Source organism: Pseudomonas sp. Pseusp88 (assembly GCF_047303955.1).
Taxonomy (GTDB): domain Bacteria; phylum Pseudomonadota; class Gammaproteobacteria; order Pseudomonadales; family Pseudomonadaceae; genus Aquipseudomonas.
Genome location: NZ_JBGLYM010000021.1, coordinates 37,962 through 54,470 on the forward strand (window position 1 = coordinate 37,962; position 16,509 = coordinate 54,470).

Below are 16,509 nucleotides of genomic sequence, written 5' to 3' on the forward strand. Positions count from 1 at the left end.
AGGACAACGCCATGAGCTATCAACACAAGTACGTCGACGGCACCACTATCCATTTCCCGTTGGGCAAAGTGGTGTGTATTGGCCGCAATTACGCCGAGCATGCCAAGGAACTGGATAACCCGGTACCGACCGAACCAATCCTGTTCATCAAGCCGGGCAGCTGCGTGGTGCCACTGGAAGGCGGTTTCAGCATTCCCGCTGACCGTGGCTCGGTGCATTACGAAGCGGAAATCGTCGTACTGATCGGCAAGCCCCTGAGCAAGCACCCGTCTGAAGAAGAAGTGCTTGATGCGATCAGCGGCTTCGCACCGGGTCTGGACCTGACCCTGCGTGACCTGCAGTCGAAGTTGAAGGAAAAGGGCCTGCCGTGGGAACGCTGCAAGTGCTTTGACGGCGCGGCGGTCATCGCCCCGTTCATCTCGGCCGATACCTACCCGGACCTGACCGATATCAATATTCGCCTGACCATCAACGGCGAAGTGCGCCAGGACGGCAACAGCAGCCACATGCTCAACCCCATCGTGCCGATGATCCAGCATATGGCGGCGAACTTCTCGCTGCAGGCCGGCGACCTGATCATGACCGGCACACCAGCGGGTGTCGGGCCGTTTGTGGCAGGGGACGAAATCGTGCTGGAACTGCCAGGGCATAGCCGGTTTGAAAGCCGGGTTCTCTAACGCCGCCAACCGGCTCGGGCTTTTGTGGTGTAACTGTGGGAGCGGATTCATCCGCGAAATCGGTGGTTCAGTCGATGAATGTATATCGAATGTACCGGCCTCTTCGCGGATGAATCCGCTCCCACATGTGTTTTCAGGTGCTTAGCGCTTCAGGGTCTTCACTCCTTCTGCCGTACCCAGCAACAGCAAATCCGCCGGACGTGCCGCGAACAGGCCGTTGGTCACTACGCCAACGATGGCGTTGATCTGGCTTTCCAGCTCTACCGGATTGGTGATGTTCAGGTTGAACACATCAAGAATGATATTGCCGTTATCGGTAATCACACCCTCGCGATAGACCGGGTCACCGCCCAGTTTCACCAGCTGCCGGGCAACGTGGCTGCGGGCCATCGGGATCACTTCGACCGGCAGCGGGAATGCGCCCAGGACGGGTACCAGCTTGCTGCCATCGGCGATGCAGATGAAGGTCTTGGCCACGGCCGCGACGATCTTCTCCCGGGTCAGGGCTGCGCCGCCGCCTTTGATCAGGTTCAGGTGTTCGTCGCTTTCATCGGCGCCGTCGATGTAGAACTCCAGGTCGCTGACCGTATTGAGTTCATAAACCGGGATGCCATGGCCTTTCAGGCGTGCAGCGGTGGCTTCGGAGCTGGCCACGGCGCCATCGAACGCGCCCTTGTGCCTGGCCAGAGCGTCGATGAAGCAGTTGGCGGTGGAGCCGGTGCCGACGCCGACGATGCTCTTGTCGTCCAGTTTCGGCAGAATGAAGTCCACCGCGGCCTGGGCCACGGCTTGTTTGAGTTGATCCTGATTCATGGGGGCTCCACGGGTGCCGGGTAGGGCTGTTGAAAAGGCGCGCATTATAACGACATGGTGAGGGTAAAGCCTTGTCATTCGTATGGTCGTCCATCAGAGCGCGGGTTAGACTCGCGGCCTTGCCCTCTTCGCCAGTGATGCTTTCCCGATGCTCGAACACTACGTCAAGAAAATCCTCACCTCACGCGTCTACGACGTCGCCGTGGAAACCCCATTGCAAGGCGCCCGTCAGCTATCCGAGCGTCTGGGCAACCAGGTGCTGCTCAAGCGCGAAGACCTGCAACCGGTGTTCTCCTTCAAGATTCGCGGCGCTTATAACAAGCTGGCGCAACTGAGCCCCGAAGAACTGGCGCGGGGCGTAGTCACGGCATCAGCGGGTAACCACGCCCAGGGCCTGGCGCTGGCCGCCAAGACCCTCGGCGTGAAAGCCACCATCGTGATGCCCAAGACCACGCCCGAGATCAAGGTCGAAGGCGTGCGTTCCCGTGGTGGCATCGTGGTGTTGCACGGTGATTCGTTCCCGGAAGCATTGGCCTACTCGCTGAAGCTGGTCGAGGAACAGGGCTATGTCTACGTCCACCCTTACGACGACCCCGACACCATCGCCGGGCAAGGCACCGTGGCCATGGAGATTCTGCGTCAGCATCAGGGGCCTCTGGACGCGATCTTCGTGCCGGTCGGTGGCGGCGGCCTGATCGCCGGTATCGCTGCCTATGTGAAATACCTGCGCCCGGAAATCAAGGTGATCGGCGTCGAGCCGGACGACTCCAACTGCCTGCAACAGGCCATGGCCTACGGCGAGCGCGTGGTATTGCAGCAGGTCGGGCTCTTTGCCGATGGCGTGGCCGTGGCGCAGATTGGCAAGCACACCTTTGATATCTGCCAGCACTATGTCGATGAAGTGATCACCGTCAGCACTGACGAGATCTGCGCGGCAATCAAGGATATCTACGACGATACCCGTTCCATCACCGAACCTGCCGGCGCCCTGGGCGTGGCCGGGATCAAGAAATACACCGAGCAGTACGGCATCAGCGGCCAGACTCTGGTGGCCATCGACTCCGGCGCCAACGTCAACTTCGACCGTCTGCGCCACGTCGCCGAACGTGCCGAACTGGGCGAAGGCCGCGAAGCGATCATCGCCGTGACCATCCCCGAGCAGCCGGGCAGCTTCAAGGCTTTCTGCGAGGCCGTTGGCAAACGCCAGATCACCGAATTCAACTACCGTTACCACACCGACCGCGAGGCGCACATTTTCGTCGGTGTGCAGACCCACCCCGATACCGATCCGCGCAGCGCCTTGATCGCAAGCCTGACTGAACAGGGTTTCCCGGTAGTGGACCTGACCGATAACGAACTGGCCAAGCTGCATATCCGTCATATGGTCGGCGGCCATGCCGAGCGGGTCAGTGATGAAGTGGTGCTGCGCTTCGAATTCCCCGAGCGGCCGGGCGCCTTGTTCAACTTCCTGAATAAACTGGGCGGGCGTTGGACCATCTCGATGTTCCATTACCGCAATCACGGTGCGGCGGATGGCCGGGTGGTAGCGGGGCTGGTAGTGCCGGAAGACGAGCGGGACCTGATCCCGGCGGCACTGGCGGAGATTGGTTACCCGTACTGGGATGAGAGCGAGAATCCGGCGTATCGGCTTTTCCTGGGTTAAATAAATGCCAGGGGTGGACTATGGAGGCGAATCCTGTGGGAGCGAATTCATTCGCGAAGGGGCCGGAACATTCACCGCCCCGTCGTCGTCTGAAATACCGCTTTCGCGAATGAATTCGCTCCCACAGAATTCTCTCCCATACGGTTCCCCCAGTGAGCTAGCCGAATGGACTGCTAGGCTTTAAACGCGCCCTTCAAGGAATACCTCACAATGGAACACTTCGCTGCGCTGAAAATCCTCCACGTCGTAGCGACCGCGCTTTTGCTGCTGAGCGCGCTGGTGTTGGCCGGCTGGCTGATCAAGGGCCGTCGGGCCGGCGACCTGACTATCCAGAATCGCATCGTTCAGCGGCCCTGGCTATTCGTCTGGATTCTGATGGCGGTATGCCTGGTGGTTCTGCCGGTCACTGGCTGGTATCTGGTGCATGGCGCCGGTTGGCCGCTGGGGCAGACCTGGCTGTTGGCGGCCAGCGTGCTCTACATTTTTGGCGCCCTGAGCTGGACCTGGCTGGTGGTCAGGCTCAACCGCCTGCGTCGTCCGATCATCGTCGGTAACCCCCGTTTTACCTTGGCGCTGGCGATATTCAGTGCCCTGTGTTTTATCGCCATTGCCGGTCTGATGGGTGCCAAGCCGGTCTGATTTCCCGACATTCTTGCAAGGAAAGCCATGAAAATAGTGCTGGTCGGCGCTACGGGATTCGTCGGGCGCAATATCCTCGACGCGCTGAGTGCGGCAGGCCATCAGGTGATCGCGACCAGTCGCAGCCGCCAGGGGCGCCTGCTGCCCGGTGTCGAATGGCAGGTGCTGGATCTGGATATCCTCGCCAACGTGCCGGATCACTTCGCCATGCCTGTCGATGCCGACCTGCTGATCAATGCGGCGGGGCTGTTGAGTGTGGATGAACAGGCGCTGCAACTGACCCAGGATCAAGGCACCCGGGCGCTGTTCGACCTGGCCGCAGCCCAGGGTCTACGGGTGCTGCATATTTCGGCCCTGGGGGCGGGCGGACAGCCGGATGTGCCGTTTCTCGCCAGTAAAGCCGTTGCCGACGCCTATCTGCTGCAACTGGATATCCCCGCCGTCGTATTGCGTCCGTCATTGCTGTTGGGGGCGGGTGGAGCGAGCAGCGCGTGGCTGGCGCGTCTGTCGCCCTGGCCACTGATCCCGTTGCTGGATCGCAAGGCCCAACTGCAGCCCCTGCATATCAATGACCTCAGCGCAGCGGTGCTCGCGCTGCTGCGCCATTGGCCGGAGCAATCCATGGTCTTGCCGCTGGTAGGCTCGCAACCCATGACTCTGGCGCAGTTGATCGATCAATTGCGTGCCTCTCAAGGGTGGTCGGTAGCCCGCTATGTGAAAGTACCTGCGAAGCTGGCAGCAGCGGGGGCGCAGTTGGGTGAGCGCTTTGCCTGGCGCGCCCTGAATCGTCAGAGTCTGCTGATGGCGCAGCGCGATAATCTGGCTGACCCCGAGGTCCTGGCCTCGGTCTGCGGTTTTCGCTGTGCGCCGATTGAGGATCGCCTGACCGACTGGCCTGTTGCCGCGCAGAGCGTGCAGTTGGCTTTACGCCCGCTATTGCTGGCGGTCATGGTGTTTATCTGGCTGGGGACGGCGTTGGTCTGCCTATGGCCCGGCTATGACTGGGGCCTGCGCATCATGCGGGAAACCGGAATCAAAGGCTCCCTGGCCGACCTGGCGGTGATCGGCGGCTCGCTCTGCGATGCAGTGCTGGGCCTCGGCCTGCTGCTCAGGCGCTGGCGCCGTCGTGCCCTGCTGGCGCAGCTCGGGCTGATGGCTGGCTACACGTTGTTTATCACTGTGGCGCTGCCCCATTACTGGTTCGACCCTTACGCAGCGGTCGCCAAGAATCTGGTGCTGATGGTCGCAACTCTCTGGCTTTTATGGACTGAACCTCGTCGATGAGTGCTTATCTGCTGCTCAAAACCCTGCATATCCTTTCGTCCACCGTGCTGTTCGGTCTTGGCGCGGGCTCGGCCTATTACTCACTGCGGGCCTGGCGTACCGGCAAGGTCGAGGTCATTGCGGTGACGTTCAAGCACCTGGTCTTCGCCGATTGGGCATTTACCACCACTACGGCGATCTTCCAGCCATTGAGCGGCATCGGTCTGATCTACCTGGCCGGCTGGCCGCCCCAGCAAAGCTGGCTGATGTGGAGTGTCGGGCTGTATGTGCTGGCGGGGGTGTGCTGGCTGCCGGTGGTCTGGTTGCAGATCCAGGTGCACCGCATGGCCGATCAGGCTCTGGCGGCGGGAACGCCGATGCCGATCAAGGCCGACCAGTACATGCGCTGGTGGTTTGCGCTGGGCTGGCCGGCTTTTCTGGCGTTTATCGCGATTTTCTACCTGATGGTCGCCAAACCGACCTGATCAGTCGCGCAGGGACATCACCGGCCAGCCGCGTTTTTGCGCCTCGGCGCGCAGTTTCGGATCCGGATCGACGGCCACCGGGTTGGCAACCTGCTCCAGCAGCGGCAGGTCGTTCATCGAATCGCTGTAGAAATAGCTGTCGTCGAGAGTGAAGCCGCTTTCTTCCAGCCAACGATTGAGCCGCGTCACCTTGCCTTCACGGAAGCAGGGTATATCGGTGGTACGTCCGCTGTAGCGGCCATCGATCAGCTCGCATTCGGTGGCCAGCAGGGTATCGATGCCGAGTTTTTCGACGATCGGTGCAGTGACGAAGCGGTTGGTGGCGGTGATGACCACCAGTTTGTCGCCGGCCTCGCGATGTTTGGCGATCAACGCCAGGGCCTTGGGCAGCATCAAGGGTTCGATGCAGTCGCGCATGAAATCGCGGTGCCATTCGTCCAGCTGCGCCATTTCAGTGCGGCCGAGGATTTCCAGGCTGAAATTCAGGTAATCGGTCAGGTTCAGGGTTCCGGCCAGATAATCTTCATAGAAAGCGTCGTTGCGGGCTTTGTAGGCGTCACCGTCAAGGATGCCGCGCTGGCACAGGTAATCGCCCCAAGCGTGGTCGCTGTCGCCGCCCAAAAGGGTGTTGTCAAGGTCGAATAAGGCCAGGCGCATGAAGTTACTCACTGAAATAGCTGAAAAAAGAGCACAAGAATACGGGGTTTTCGCCAGAACGCACATAAGGCCTATAAGGCTCGTTGCTGGGGTCACGATCTTTGTGGAACAATGCGGCGACATGCGTTTGCGAGGTTGTTGCCGTGATCGACCCCGATGGTTTCCGTCCTAATGTCGGGATTATTCTGACAAACGATGCCGGGCAGGTCTTATGGGCTCGGCGGATCAACCAAGACGCCTGGCAGTTTCCGCAAGGTGGGATCAACCCACAGGAGACGCCGGAAGACGCGCTTTACCGTGAATTGAACGAAGAAGTCGGACTTGAACGGCAAGATGTTGAAATTCTTGCCTGCACCCGTGGCTGGTTGCGCTATCGTCTGCCGCAACGTCTGGTCAGGACCCACAGCCAACCGCTGTGTATCGGCCAGAAGCAAAAATGGTTTCTCCTGCGCCTGATCTCCAGCGAGCAGCGGGTGCGGATGGATTTGACCGGTAAACCGGAATTCGATGGCTGGCGTTGGGTCAGCTATTGGTATCCGTTGGGCCAGGTGGTGACATTCAAGCGCGAGGTGTATCGACGCGCACTCAAAGAGCTTGCCCCGCGCCTTTTAGCGCGCGACTGACACGGAGTTCGACCCCGAGCCATGCTCAATACGCTGCGCAAGATCGTCCAGGAAGTTAACTCCGCCAAGGATCTCAAGGCGGCGTTGGGGATTATTGTGTTACGCGTCAAAGAGGCCATGGGCAGCCAGGTCTGCTCGGTCTATTTGCTCGATCCCGAATCCAATCGCTTCGTGCTGATGGCCACCGAGGGCCTGAACAAGCGCTCCATCGGCAAGGTCAGCATGGCGCCGAACGAGGGCCTGGTCGGTCTGGTCGGCACTCGCGAAGAACCGCTGAACCTGGAAAACGCCGCCGATCACCCGCGTTATCGCTACTTTGCCGAGACCGGTGAGGAGCGTTTCGCCTCCTTCCTCGGTGCACCGATCATCCACCACCGTCGCGTGGTGGGGGTTCTGGTTATCCAGCAGAAAGAGCGTCGCCAGTTCGACGAGGGCGAAGAAGCCTTCCTGGTGACCATGAGCGCGCAGTTGGCCGGGGTTATCGCCCATGCCGAGGCCACTGGCTCGATTCGCGGCCTGGGGCGCCAGGGCAAGGGCATTCAGGAAGCCAAGTTCGTGGGTGTCGCCGGTTCGCCCGGCGCTGCTGTCGGGGTGGCTCTGGTCATGCTGCCGCCTGCCGACCTGGAGGTGGTCCCGGACAAGATCGTTACCGATATCGATGCCGAGCTGGCGCTGTTCCAGAACGCCCTGGAAGGGGTGCGCAGCGATATGCGCAACCTGTCGGCCAAGCTCGCCACGCAATTGCGTCCTGAAGAGCGCGCGTTGTTCGACGTTTACTTGATGATGCTCGACGATGCCTCCCTCGGCAGTGAAGTGACCAACGTCATCAAGACCGGTCAGTGGGCCCAGGGCGCACTGCGCTCGGTGGTTACCGAGCACGTCAACCGTTTCGAACTGATGGACGATGCCTACCTGCGCGAGCGGGCTTCCGACGTCAAGGACCTGGGACGTCGCCTGTTGGCATACCTGCAGGAGGCACGGCAGCAGACCCTGGTCTACCCGGATAACACCATTCTGGTCAGTGAGGAACTGTCGCCGGCCATGCTTGGCGAAGTGCCAGAAGGCAAGCTGGCCGGTCTGGTCTCGGTACTCGGCTCCGGCAACTCCCATGTGGCGATTCTGGCCCGGGCCATGGGTATTCCAACGGTCATGGGGGCGGTGGACCTGCCGTATTCCAAGGTCGACGGCATCGAAATGATCGTCGACGGCTATCACGGGGAAGTCTTCACCAACCCCAGCGACGCCATGCGCAAGCAGTTCGCCAATGTGGTCGAGGAAGAGCGGCAACTGTCCCAGGGTCTCGACGCCCTGCGCGAGCTGCCGTGCGTGACCCTCGACGGCCACCGCATGCCGTTGTGGGTGAACACCGGCCTGCTGGCGGATATCGCCCGCGCGCAACAGCGTGGCGCTGAAGGTGTCGGCCTCTATCGCACCGAAGTCCCGTTCATGATCAACCAGCGCTTTCCGAGCGAGAAAGAGCAGTTGGCGATCTACCGTGAACAACTGGCCGCTTTCCACCCGCTGCCAGTGACCATGCGCAGCCTCGATATCGGCGGTGACAAGGCGCTGTCGTACTTCCCGATCAAGGAAGACAACCCGTTCCTCGGCTGGCGCGGTATCCGCGTGACCCTCGATCACCCGGAAATCTTCCTGGTGCAGACCCGGGCCATGCTCAAGGCCAGCGAAGGCCTGAACAACCTGCGCATCCTGCTGCCGATGATCTCCAGCACCCATGAAGTGGAAGAGGCCTTGCACCTGATCCATCGGGCCTGGGGTGAAGTGCGCGATGAAGGCACCGATGTGCCGATGCCGCCGGTCGGGGTGATGATCGAAGTGCCAGCAGCGGTCTATCAGACTCGCGACCTGGCGCGTCAGGTGGACTTCCTGTCGGTCGGATCCAACGACCTGACCCAATATTTACTGGCCGTGGACCGCAATAACCCACGGGTCGCCGACCTTTATGACTATCTGCACCCGGCCGTGCTGCAAGCCCTGCAGAACGTCGTGCGCGACGCTCACGCCGAAGGCAAGCCAGTGAGTATCTGCGGCGAAATGGCCGGTGATCCGGCGGCGGCGGTGCTGCTGATGGCCATGGGCTTTGACAGCCTGTCGATGAACGCCACCAACCTGCCGAAGGTGAAGTGGATGCTGCGCCAGATCAATCTGAGCAAAGCCAAGGAACTGCTGGCCCAATTGATGACCAACGATAACCCGCAGGTCATCAGCAGCTCCCTGCAACTGGCTCTGCGCAACCTGGGCCTGTCGCGGATGATCAATCCGGCCTCGGTCAAAGGCCACTGATCTGTCTGGATGGGTGACATTCTGTGGGGCCCGCTTTAGCAGGGAAGACGCCTTCCCGGCTAAAGCCGGTCCCACATTGTTCTCTGCACGCCTTCAGATGTTCAGCTCTACCTCCCCCAATCGCCCGCCATATGGCCCGAAACTGCGCTCGATGATTCGTCGGCTGCCGTCGGCATTGACTATCACTACCGTGCTGGCTCGCGTTCCGTAGTTCGGGCTGGCGATGAACACACTCGAAAGCAGGGTTTCCGTGGCCAGGCCGACGCCGGTGTCGGGCAGTTCGGCGGTGGGGGCCTGTTCATTGTCGCCAAGCATGGCCAGCAGGGTCTCGGGTTGCGGGTCGTGCAGTTGCGCGGCCAGTGCGTTGCGGGCTTTAAGCAGTTTCGGCCAGGGCGTATCGAGGCCGGCATTGGACAGGCCATATACGCCTTCACTGAGCTGTCGCGGCTGGGGATCGTTGGCATTCAGGTAATGCAGGGTCTTGGCAGTGCCGACCAACAGGTTGAAGCCGCCGTATTCGCTGGCGCGCCCGGCCACTTCCAGTAGAAATTCCGCAACGGGCTGCCCGCCGACAAGAAACTGCGCCACCAGATCGCCTCGCGAGCGCCGGCCCAGAGCCTGGCCGGGGTTGCGTATATTGGTCAGCGCGGCAAAGCGTGCGTCACCGCCCAAGCCCAGCCAGGTGCCGCCGGCCTCAAGATCGCGCCCGGCAAAGACGTGCGGGGCGTCGATCCACTGCCCTAACGGTTGGGTCGGGCGGGCGTAGAACTCGTCACGGTTGGCCGCGACGATCAGGGGTTGGGCATGGGACGGTCGCCAGGCAAAAACGATAAGGCACATGCAGGCTCCTCGATTTTCTAAGTTTTTCCCCACTCTACGCACCCTGTTCACAGACATCCATCGCGCGCTGCTAGAGCGGAGGCCGCCGCTCCGGTACCATGCCGGACTGATTTTGGGGGCCTTCATGGAATTTCTGCTCTATCTGGTGCTGGGTGGTTTTGCTGGCGTGCTGGCAGGCCTGTTCGGCGTGGGCGGCGGGATCATTATTGTGCCGGTGCTGGTGTTCAGCTTTACCGCGCAAGGTTTCGACGCCGAGGTCCTGACCCACCTGGCCGTTGGCACATCGCTGGCGACGATCGTGTTTACCTCGATCAACTCGGTCCGCGCCCATCACAGTGTCGGTGCGGTGCGTTGGGCGGTGTTTGCCTGGCTGACGGTGGGCATTGTGCTGGGCAGCGCCTTGGGCACCCTGACGGCCAGCTATATTGCCGGGCCGCACCTGCAAAAGATCATCGGTGTGTTTGCCCTGGTGGTTTCCCTGCAGATGGCCCTGGACCTCAGGCCCAAGGCGCGCCGGGAGATCCCCGGCAAGCCCGGTCTGACTCTTGCGGGGTTGGTGATCGGCTGGGCCTCGGCGATTTTCGGCATCGGCGGCGGCTCGCTGACCGTACCATTCCTGACCTGGCGCAGCCTGAGCATGCAACAGGCAGTAGCAACTTCGGCGGCCTGTGGCTTTCCCATCGCCGTGGCAAGTACATTAAGTTTCATGATTCTGGGCTGGCAGGATCCGCTGCTGCCACCGCATAGTCTGGGGTTTATTTATTTGCCGGCCCTGCTCGGCATTGCCGTGACCAGTATGTTTTTCGCCCGTTTCGGTGCTCGCCTGGCCCACAAGCTGTCGCCACGCATGCTGAAACGGCTGTTCGCCGCGCTGTTGTTCTGCGTGGGTCTCAATTTTCTGCTTTAAGTGCCCCCGGGCGCTTCACATGAGGAGTCGCAATGCTGCCTTACCCGCAGATTGATCCCGTCGCGGTCGCCATTGGCCCGCTGCAAATTCACTGGTATGGCCTGATGTACCTGGTCGGTATCGGCGGCGCCTGGCTGCTGGCGTCGCGGCGGCTCAACCGCTTCGATCCGACCTGGACCAAGGAAAAACTCTCCGACCTGATCTTCTGGCTGGCCATGGGCGTGATCGTCGGTGGCCGTCTGGGCTACGTACTGTTCTACGACCTGCCGGTGTATATCGCCAACCCGACGCTGATCTTCCAGGTCTGGAAGGGCGGCATGGCCTTCCACGGCGGTTTTGTCGGCGTAATGCTGGCGGCCTGGTGGTTCGGCAAGCGCAATGGCAAGTCGTTCTTCCAACTGATGGACTTTATTGCGCCGATGGTGCCTATCGGCCTGGGCGCCGGGCGTATCGGCAACTTCATCAATGCCGAGTTGTGGGGCAAGCCGAGTGACGTGCCATGGGCCATGGTGTTCCCACCGTTCAGCGACCCGGCGCAACTGCCGCGCCATCCGTCGCAGCTCTACCAGTTTGCTCTGGAAGGCGTGGCGCTGTTCGTGATTCTCTGGCTGTTCTCGCGCAAACCGCGACCAACCATGGCGGTTTCCGGCATGTTCGCGATGTTCTACGGGATTTTCCGCTTCATCGTCGAGTTCGTCCGCGTACCGGACGCCCAACTGGGCTACCTGGCCTGGGGCTGGGTCACCATGGGTCAGATTCTCAGCCTGCCGATGATCATCGGCGGTGCGGTACTGATCTGGCTGGCCTATCATCGCGCGCCTGCTGCCGGTCAAAAGGCAGCGGTCTAACAGCGAAACGCCGGGTAGGGCTACCCGGCGCGTTCTTCGATGCAGGTGATTTATGAAGCAATATCTGGAACTGGTCGCCCATGTGATCAAGCACGGCTCCGTGCAGACCAACCGCACCGGGGTGAACACCATCAGCTTCCCCGGCGCCATGCTGCGCTATGACTTGCAGGACGGCTTCCCGGCCATCACCACGCGCAAGCTGGCGTTCAAGTCGGCGATCGGCGAAATGGTCGGCTTCCTGCGCGGCAACAACAGCGCGGCGGACTTCCGTGCACTGGGCTGCAAGGTCTGGGATCAGAACGCCAACGAAAACGCCCAGTGGCTGGACAACCCGTTCCGCAAGGGCGAGGACGACCTGGGAGAGATCTACGGCGTGCAATGGCGCAAGTGGCCCGCTTACAAGCGCATCGACACCAACAACCCTGCGGCGATTGAACGGGCCATCAGCCAGGGCTACCAGCAGATTGCCCAGTCCGAGGAAGATGGCCAGGCCTACGTGGTGTTGTACAAGGCCATCGACCAGATTCGCCAGTGTGTCGACACCATCATCAAGGACCCGGGCAGCCGCCGGATCCTGTTCCACGGCTGGAACTGCGCGCAGCTCGATGAAATGGCCCTGCCGCCATGCCATCTGCTCTACCAGTTCCACCCGAACCCGCAGACCAGAGAAATCTCGTTGACGCTGTATATCCGCTCCAACGACCTGGGCCTGGGCACTCCGTTCAACCTCACCGAAGGCGCTGCGCTGCTCAGCCTGATCGGCCGCCTGACCGGCTACACGCCGCGCTGGTTCACCTACTTCATTGGTGATGCGCATATCTACGAGAACCATCTGGATATGCTCAACGAACAGCTCAAGCGCGAGCCGTTCCCGTCGCCGAAGCTGGTGATTTCCGATCGCGTGCCGGAGTTTGCCAAGACCGGCGTATACCAGCCCGAGTGGCTGGAATTGATCGAACCTTCGGACTTCAGCCTGGAAGGTTATGAGCATCACGCACCGATGACGGCGCCGATGGCTGTATAAGCACTTGCCTCTGTGGGACCGGCTTCAGCCGGGAATACGCCTTCCCGGCTGAAGCCGGTCCCACATGTGTACTCTGCTGGTCGCGGCGGCCCTCAATGCCCGTGACTGCGCCCCACATGTGAAGGCTCGCCCTCGGGGGCGCTCACCCCGCCGCTGGCTTCCAGCCGATCCAGAATCCCGCAATGATCCGCCGCGTCGCCGCAACGTTCACGCAGGTCGAGCAATTGTTGCTGCAAGGCTTGCAGGCTGGTGATGCGGGCGTTGACGTGTTCGATATGCTCGTCGATCAGCGCATTGATGCTTTCGCATTGATCCTGCGGGCTGTCGCGCAGATTCAGCAGGCTGCGGATCTCATCCAGGGTCATGTCCAGGCTGCGACAGTTGCGGATAAAGGTCAGGCGCTCGACGTGGGCCTGGGTGTAGAGCCGGTAATTGCCATCGCTGCGCGCCGGTGCCGGGAGCAGGCCTTCGCGTTCGTAATAGCGGATGGTTTCCACCTGGGCGTCGGTCAGTTTTGCCAGTTCACCAATTTTCATGAGCATCAATCTCGTTTGAACGCTTGACCCTGAAGTGGCTACAGGGTGTTCACTTGCCCTTACGCAAGTCAAGGGGTTCGTTCATGGAACACAAAGCACATTCACACTCAGGGCATGACCACGCCGGTCATGCGCACGCTCACGACACGGGCAAGCTCACGCCGGTAAAAGCGTGTGGTTCCCACGCGCACACTTGCTGCGGTTCAGACGCAGCTCCGGCGACGGTGACCTTGAGCGAGCCGGTGGCTGGCGCGCAGTTCAGCCGCTTCCGTATCGAAGCAATGGATTGCCCGACCGAGCAGACGCTGATCCAGAACAAGCTTGGCAAGATGCCTGGCGTGCAGAAACTCGAATTCAATCTGATCAATCGCCTGTTGGGCGTCTGGCACGAATTACCTTCGCCAGCAGTGATCAGCGATGCCATCGGCACCCTGGGCATGCAGGCCGACCTGGTTGAAGAGGGCGGGGATACCGCTGCCGCACCTGCGCCGGTTGCCAAACACTGGTGGCCATTGGCACTGTCCGGTGTGGCTGCCGTGGCTGCAGAGGTGATTCACTTCGCCCAATTGGCACCGAACTGGGTGGTGGCGCTGGTCGCTTTGGTGGCCATCCTCAGTGGCGGCCTGAGCACCTATAAGAAGGGCTGGATCGCCCTGAAAAACTTTAACCTGAATATCAATGCCCTGATGAGCATCGCCGTCACTGGCGCGGTGTTGATCGGGCAATGGCCGGAGGCGGCCATGGTGATGTTCCTGTTCACCGTTGCCGAACTGATCGAGGCCAAGTCTCTCGACCGCGCACGCAATGCCATCAGTGGCCTGATGCAATTGACGCCGGAAGTGGCGACAGTTCGTCAAGCCGACGGAAGTTGGCTGGAGCGTGAAGTGAAAAGCGTCGAACTGGGCGCTATTGTGCGAATCAAGCCCGGCGAGCGGGTTGGCCTGGATGGCGAGGTGGTCTCGGGCCAATCTACTATCGATCAGGCGCCGATTACCGGTGAAAGCCTGCCGGTAGAGAAGGGCGTGGGCGACAAGGTCTTTGCCGGAACTATCAACCAGTCCGGGTCCCTTGAGTACAAGGTGACGGCGGCGGCCAGTCAATCGACCCTGGCGCGGATCATCCATGCAGTGGAAGCTGCCCAGGGCGCGCGGGCACCGACCCAGCGCTTTGTCGATAGCTTCTCGAAAATCTATACCCCGGCCGTCTTCCTGATTGCCCTGGCTATGGCGGTGGTTCCGCCGCTGTTCATGGGTGCCGCCTGGTTTGACTGGATCTACCGGGCGCTAGTGCTGTTGGTGGTGGCTTGCCCATGTGCTCTGGTGATTTCTACGCCCGTGAGTATCGTCAGTGGTCTGGCGGCTGCGGCGCGCAAAGGCATCCTGATCAAGGGCGGCGTGTATCTGGAGATGGGCCGCAAGCTTGATTATCTGGCCCTGGACAAGACCGGTACCATCACCCACGGCAAACCGGTTCAGACCGATTTCGTCGTGCTCAACGAGGCCTTTGCCGAACGTGCTGCAGCCTTGGCGGCGAGCCTGGGCGGCCGGTCCGATCACCCGGTGTCCCTGGCGATTGCCAAGGCCAGTGAAGGCGGCATTGCCCATGAGGTCACCAACTTCGAAGCCCTGACCGGCCGTGGCGTGCGCGGTGATATAGATGGCGTTACCTATCACCTGGGCAATCATCGCCTGGTGGAGGAGCTCAAGCTGTGTTCGCTGGAGCTGGAGGCACGTCTGGACGTGCTGGAGCGTCAAGGCAAGACCGTGGTGCTGTTGCTGGATGCGTCGGGCCCGCTGGCGCTGTTCGCCGTGGCCGATACGGTCAAGGACAGCAGCCGCGAAGCCATCGAGCAACTGCACGCCATGGGCATCAAGACCCTGATGCTGACCGGGGATAACCCGCACACCGCCAATGCAATTGCCGCTCAGGTCGGCATCGATCAGGCCAAGGGCGATTTGCTGCCGGTAGACAAGCTGCAGGCGATTGAAGAGCTGTATGCCAAGGGCCATCGGGTGGGCATGGTCGGTGACGGCATTAACGACGCCCCGGCCCTGGCCCGGGCCGAGATTGGTTTCGCCATGGCTGCGGCAGGCACCGATACCGCCATCGAAACCGCTGATGTCGCCCTGATGGACGATGATCTGCGCAAGATTCCGGCCTTTATTCGCCTGTCCCGTGATACTTCTGCGGTATTGATGCAGAACATTACCCTGGCCTTGCTGATCAAAGCCGTGTTTCTGGTGATGACCTTTGCCGGGACGGCGACCATGTGGATGGCGGTTTTTGCCGATATGGGCGTGAGTCTGCTGGTGGTGTTCAACGGGTTGCGGTTGCTCAAGAAGTAAAGACTCGTGGAGCCCTGTGGGACCGGCTTTAGCCGGGAAGGCGTATTCCCGGCTAAAGCCGGTCCCACAGAATGACAAAGAGCTTAGCGCCCGTACTTCTCCTTGCCCCAGGCAATAAACACCTGCAGCAATTTCTTCAATACATCCCGGGTCGGCGCAGCCAGGTCCGGGCGGTAATTGAACGGCGCGAACTCTTCCATATAGGTGCTTTGTGCCAGTTCCAGCTGCACGGCGTGGATATTGTTGGCCGGGTCGCCATAGTGGCGGGTGATATGGCCGCCCTTGAAGCGTCCGTTCAGCACATGGCTGTAGGCACTGGCTTCGGCACAGGTAGCTTCCAGGCGGCGGGCCAGTTCGGCATCGCAGCTGGCGCCGTTGAAGGTGCCGAGGTTGAAGTCGGGCAGACGACCTTCGAACAGATGCGGGATATGTCCACGAATCGAGTGAGCATCAAACAGCAGGGCATAACCGAATTCATCGCGCAGGCGCGTCAGCTCCTGCTGCAGAGTGTCGTGGTACGGCGTCCAGATCTCTGCCAGATAGCGGGCGCGTTCCTCGGCTGTGGGCGCCTGGCCATCCTTGAACAGTGGCACACCATCAAAAAGGATCGACGGGAACAGCCCGGTGGTGGCCCCGGCATACAGTGGTTTGTCGTCGGAAGGGCGATTGAGGTCGATGACGAAGCGCGAGTACTCGGCAGCCAGGGTGCTGGCGCCCAGTTCGGCGGCAAAGTCGTAGAGCTGCGGGATATGCCAGTCGGTATCCGAGAGACCGAGGGCATCATCGACCAGGCCGGCTTCGACCGCCGGGGTCAGACGCAGTCCGGGGTGGGGCATGCTGATCAACAGCGGCACGCTGCCGCGTTGGAATGTCAGAACGTTATCCACA

At 61.1% G+C, this 16,509-nt stretch carries 16 protein-coding genes; 11 read left to right on the top strand and 5 right to left on the bottom strand.

The features are described from left to right. Positions 1-11: 11 nt before the first annotated feature. Complete coding sequence (locus ACCD02_RS22450) at positions 12-677, top strand: fumarylacetoacetate hydrolase family protein (protein ID WP_413306711.1); 666 nt, start codon at positions 12-14, stop codon at positions 675-677. Between the two features lie 141 nt (positions 678-818). Here ACCD02_RS22450 and rpiA read toward each other — a convergent pair whose 3' ends face one another. Continuing rightward, the gene (gene rpiA, locus ACCD02_RS22455) at positions 819-1,490 is read right to left on the bottom strand and encodes a ribose-5-phosphate isomerase RpiA (protein WP_413306714.1); all 672 of its coding nucleotides are present in this window, start codon (positions 1,488-1,490) and stop codon (positions 819-821) included. A gap of 148 nt (positions 1,491-1,638) precedes the next feature. On the opposite strand from rpiA, the gene ilvA reads away from it, so the two are divergent. The 4 genes from ilvA (at position 1,639) to ACCD02_RS22475 (ending at position 5,540) form a co-directional block, all read left to right on the top strand. After that, positions 1,639-3,153: a threonine ammonia-lyase, biosynthetic gene (ilvA, locus tag ACCD02_RS22460; RefSeq protein ID WP_413306716.1), complete on the top strand. Its 1,515-nt coding sequence runs from the start codon at positions 1,639-1,641 to the stop codon at positions 3,151-3,153. Between the two features lie 210 nt (positions 3,154-3,363). Next, entirely contained in the window at positions 3,364-3,792 is a 429-nt protein-coding gene (locus tag ACCD02_RS22465) for a DUF2269 family protein (RefSeq protein WP_413306719.1), read from the top strand. A 27-nt stretch (positions 3,793-3,819) separates the two neighbouring features. Next, positions 3,820-5,076, top strand: coding sequence for an SDR family oxidoreductase (locus ACCD02_RS22470; RefSeq protein WP_413306722.1), 1,257 nt, complete (start codon positions 3,820-3,822; stop codon positions 5,074-5,076). Next, positions 5,073-5,540, top strand: a complete 468-nt coding sequence (locus tag ACCD02_RS22475) for a DUF2269 family protein (protein ID WP_259104197.1) — start codon at positions 5,073-5,075, stop codon at positions 5,538-5,540. The genes ACCD02_RS22470 and ACCD02_RS22475 overlap by 4 nt, the downstream gene beginning before the upstream one ends. Here ACCD02_RS22475 and ACCD02_RS22480 read toward each other — a convergent pair whose 3' ends face one another. Continuing rightward, on the bottom strand, positions 5,541-6,197 hold the full coding sequence (locus ACCD02_RS22480) for an HAD family hydrolase (protein WP_413306725.1): 657 nt from the start codon (positions 6,195-6,197) through the stop codon (positions 5,541-5,543). Positions 6,198-6,340: 143 nt separating this feature from the next. Here ACCD02_RS22480 and ACCD02_RS22485 point away from each other — a divergent pair, with 143 nt between their 5' ends. Together ACCD02_RS22485 and ptsP are read left to right on the top strand one after the other, a co-directional pair. Then, complete coding sequence (locus tag ACCD02_RS22485) at positions 6,341-6,820, top strand: RNA pyrophosphohydrolase (protein ID WP_259104200.1); 480 nt, start codon at positions 6,341-6,343, stop codon at positions 6,818-6,820. Positions 6,821-6,841: 21 nt separating this feature from the next. After that, complete coding sequence (gene ptsP / locus ACCD02_RS22490) at positions 6,842-9,121, top strand: phosphoenolpyruvate--protein phosphotransferase (RefSeq protein WP_413306728.1); 2,280 nt, start codon at positions 6,842-6,844, stop codon at positions 9,119-9,121. A 93-nt stretch (positions 9,122-9,214) separates the two neighbouring features. On the opposite strand, the gene ACCD02_RS22495 is transcribed toward ptsP, so the two are convergent. Beyond that, entirely contained in the window at positions 9,215-9,961 is a 747-nt protein-coding gene (locus tag ACCD02_RS22495; RefSeq protein ID WP_413306731.1) for an NRDE family protein, read from the bottom strand. Positions 9,962-10,085: 124 nt separating this feature from the next. Between ACCD02_RS22495 and ACCD02_RS22500 the strand changes: the two genes are divergently transcribed. Genes ACCD02_RS22500 through ACCD02_RS22510 form a run of 3 tightly spaced genes read left to right on the top strand, consistent with a single transcriptional unit; the run spans position 10,086 to position 12,740 of the window. Beyond that, positions 10,086-10,868, top strand: a complete 783-nt coding sequence (locus tag ACCD02_RS22500; protein WP_413306733.1) for a sulfite exporter TauE/SafE family protein — start codon at positions 10,086-10,088, stop codon at positions 10,866-10,868. A gap of 32 nt (positions 10,869-10,900) precedes the next feature. Further along, positions 10,901-11,716 carry a prolipoprotein diacylglyceryl transferase gene (lgt, locus tag ACCD02_RS22505; protein ID WP_413306735.1) on the top strand — a complete coding sequence of 272 codons (816 nt, stop codon included), beginning with the start codon at positions 10,901-10,903 and terminating at the stop codon, positions 11,714-11,716. A gap of 52 nt (positions 11,717-11,768) precedes the next feature. Then, positions 11,769-12,740, top strand: coding sequence for a thymidylate synthase (locus tag ACCD02_RS22510; RefSeq protein WP_413306737.1), 972 nt, complete (start codon positions 11,769-11,771; stop codon positions 12,738-12,740). Positions 12,741-12,832: 92 nt separating this feature from the next. Here ACCD02_RS22510 and cadR read toward each other — a convergent pair whose 3' ends face one another. Then, entirely contained in the window at positions 12,833-13,276 is a 444-nt protein-coding gene (gene cadR, locus ACCD02_RS22515; protein WP_413306739.1) for a Cd(II)/Pb(II)-responsive transcriptional regulator, read from the bottom strand. 83 nt (positions 13,277-13,359) lie between these two features. Between cadR and ACCD02_RS22520 the strand changes: the two genes are divergently transcribed. Then, on the top strand, positions 13,360-15,621 hold the full coding sequence (locus ACCD02_RS22520; RefSeq protein WP_413306741.1) for a heavy metal translocating P-type ATPase: 2,262 nt from the start codon (positions 13,360-13,362) through the stop codon (positions 15,619-15,621). 83 nt (positions 15,622-15,704) lie between these two features. Here ACCD02_RS22520 and hutG read toward each other — a convergent pair whose 3' ends face one another. Continuing rightward, a complete protein-coding gene (gene hutG / locus ACCD02_RS22525; RefSeq protein ID WP_413306744.1) occupies positions 15,705-16,508 on the bottom strand; it encodes an N-formylglutamate deformylase in 804 nt (267 codons plus the stop codon). Between the last annotated feature and the right edge of the window lies 1 nt (position 16,509).

Excerpts from the sequence above, each read along its gene's own strand:
- ACCD02_RS22465 (WP_413306719.1), top strand. The coding sequence starts at position 3,364 with ATGGAACACTTCGCTGCGCTGAAAATCCTCCACGTCGTAGCGACCGCG.
- ACCD02_RS22450 (WP_413306711.1), top strand. The coding sequence starts at position 12 with ATGAGCTATCAACACAAGTACGTCGACGGCACCACTATCCATTTCCCG.
- ACCD02_RS22495 (WP_413306731.1), bottom strand. The coding sequence starts at position 9,961 with ATGTGCCTTATCGTTTTTGCCTGGCGACCGTCCCATGCCCAACCCCTG.
- rpiA (WP_413306714.1), bottom strand. The coding sequence starts at position 1,490 with ATGAATCAGGATCAACTCAAACAAGCCGTGGCCCAGGCCGCGGTGGAC.
- ACCD02_RS22500 (WP_413306733.1), top strand. The coding sequence starts at position 10,086 with ATGGAATTTCTGCTCTATCTGGTGCTGGGTGGTTTTGCTGGCGTGCTG.
- ACCD02_RS22510 (WP_413306737.1), top strand. The coding sequence starts at position 11,769 with ATGAAGCAATATCTGGAACTGGTCGCCCATGTGATCAAGCACGGCTCC.
- lgt (WP_413306735.1), top strand. The coding sequence starts at position 10,901 with ATGCTGCCTTACCCGCAGATTGATCCCGTCGCGGTCGCCATTGGCCCG.
- ptsP (WP_413306728.1), top strand. The coding sequence starts at position 6,842 with ATGCTCAATACGCTGCGCAAGATCGTCCAGGAAGTTAACTCCGCCAAG.
- ACCD02_RS22475 (WP_259104197.1), top strand. The coding sequence starts at position 5,073 with ATGAGTGCTTATCTGCTGCTCAAAACCCTGCATATCCTTTCGTCCACC.
- ACCD02_RS22520 (WP_413306741.1), top strand. The coding sequence starts at position 13,360 with ATGGAACACAAAGCACATTCACACTCAGGGCATGACCACGCCGGTCAT.
- cadR (WP_413306739.1), bottom strand. The coding sequence starts at position 13,276 with ATGAAAATTGGTGAACTGGCAAAACTGACCGACGCCCAGGTGGAAACC.
- ACCD02_RS22480 (WP_413306725.1), bottom strand. The coding sequence starts at position 6,197 with ATGCGCCTGGCCTTATTCGACCTTGACAACACCCTTTTGGGCGGCGAC.
- ACCD02_RS22470 (WP_413306722.1), top strand. The coding sequence starts at position 3,820 with ATGAAAATAGTGCTGGTCGGCGCTACGGGATTCGTCGGGCGCAATATC.
- ilvA (WP_413306716.1), top strand. The coding sequence starts at position 1,639 with ATGCTCGAACACTACGTCAAGAAAATCCTCACCTCACGCGTCTACGAC.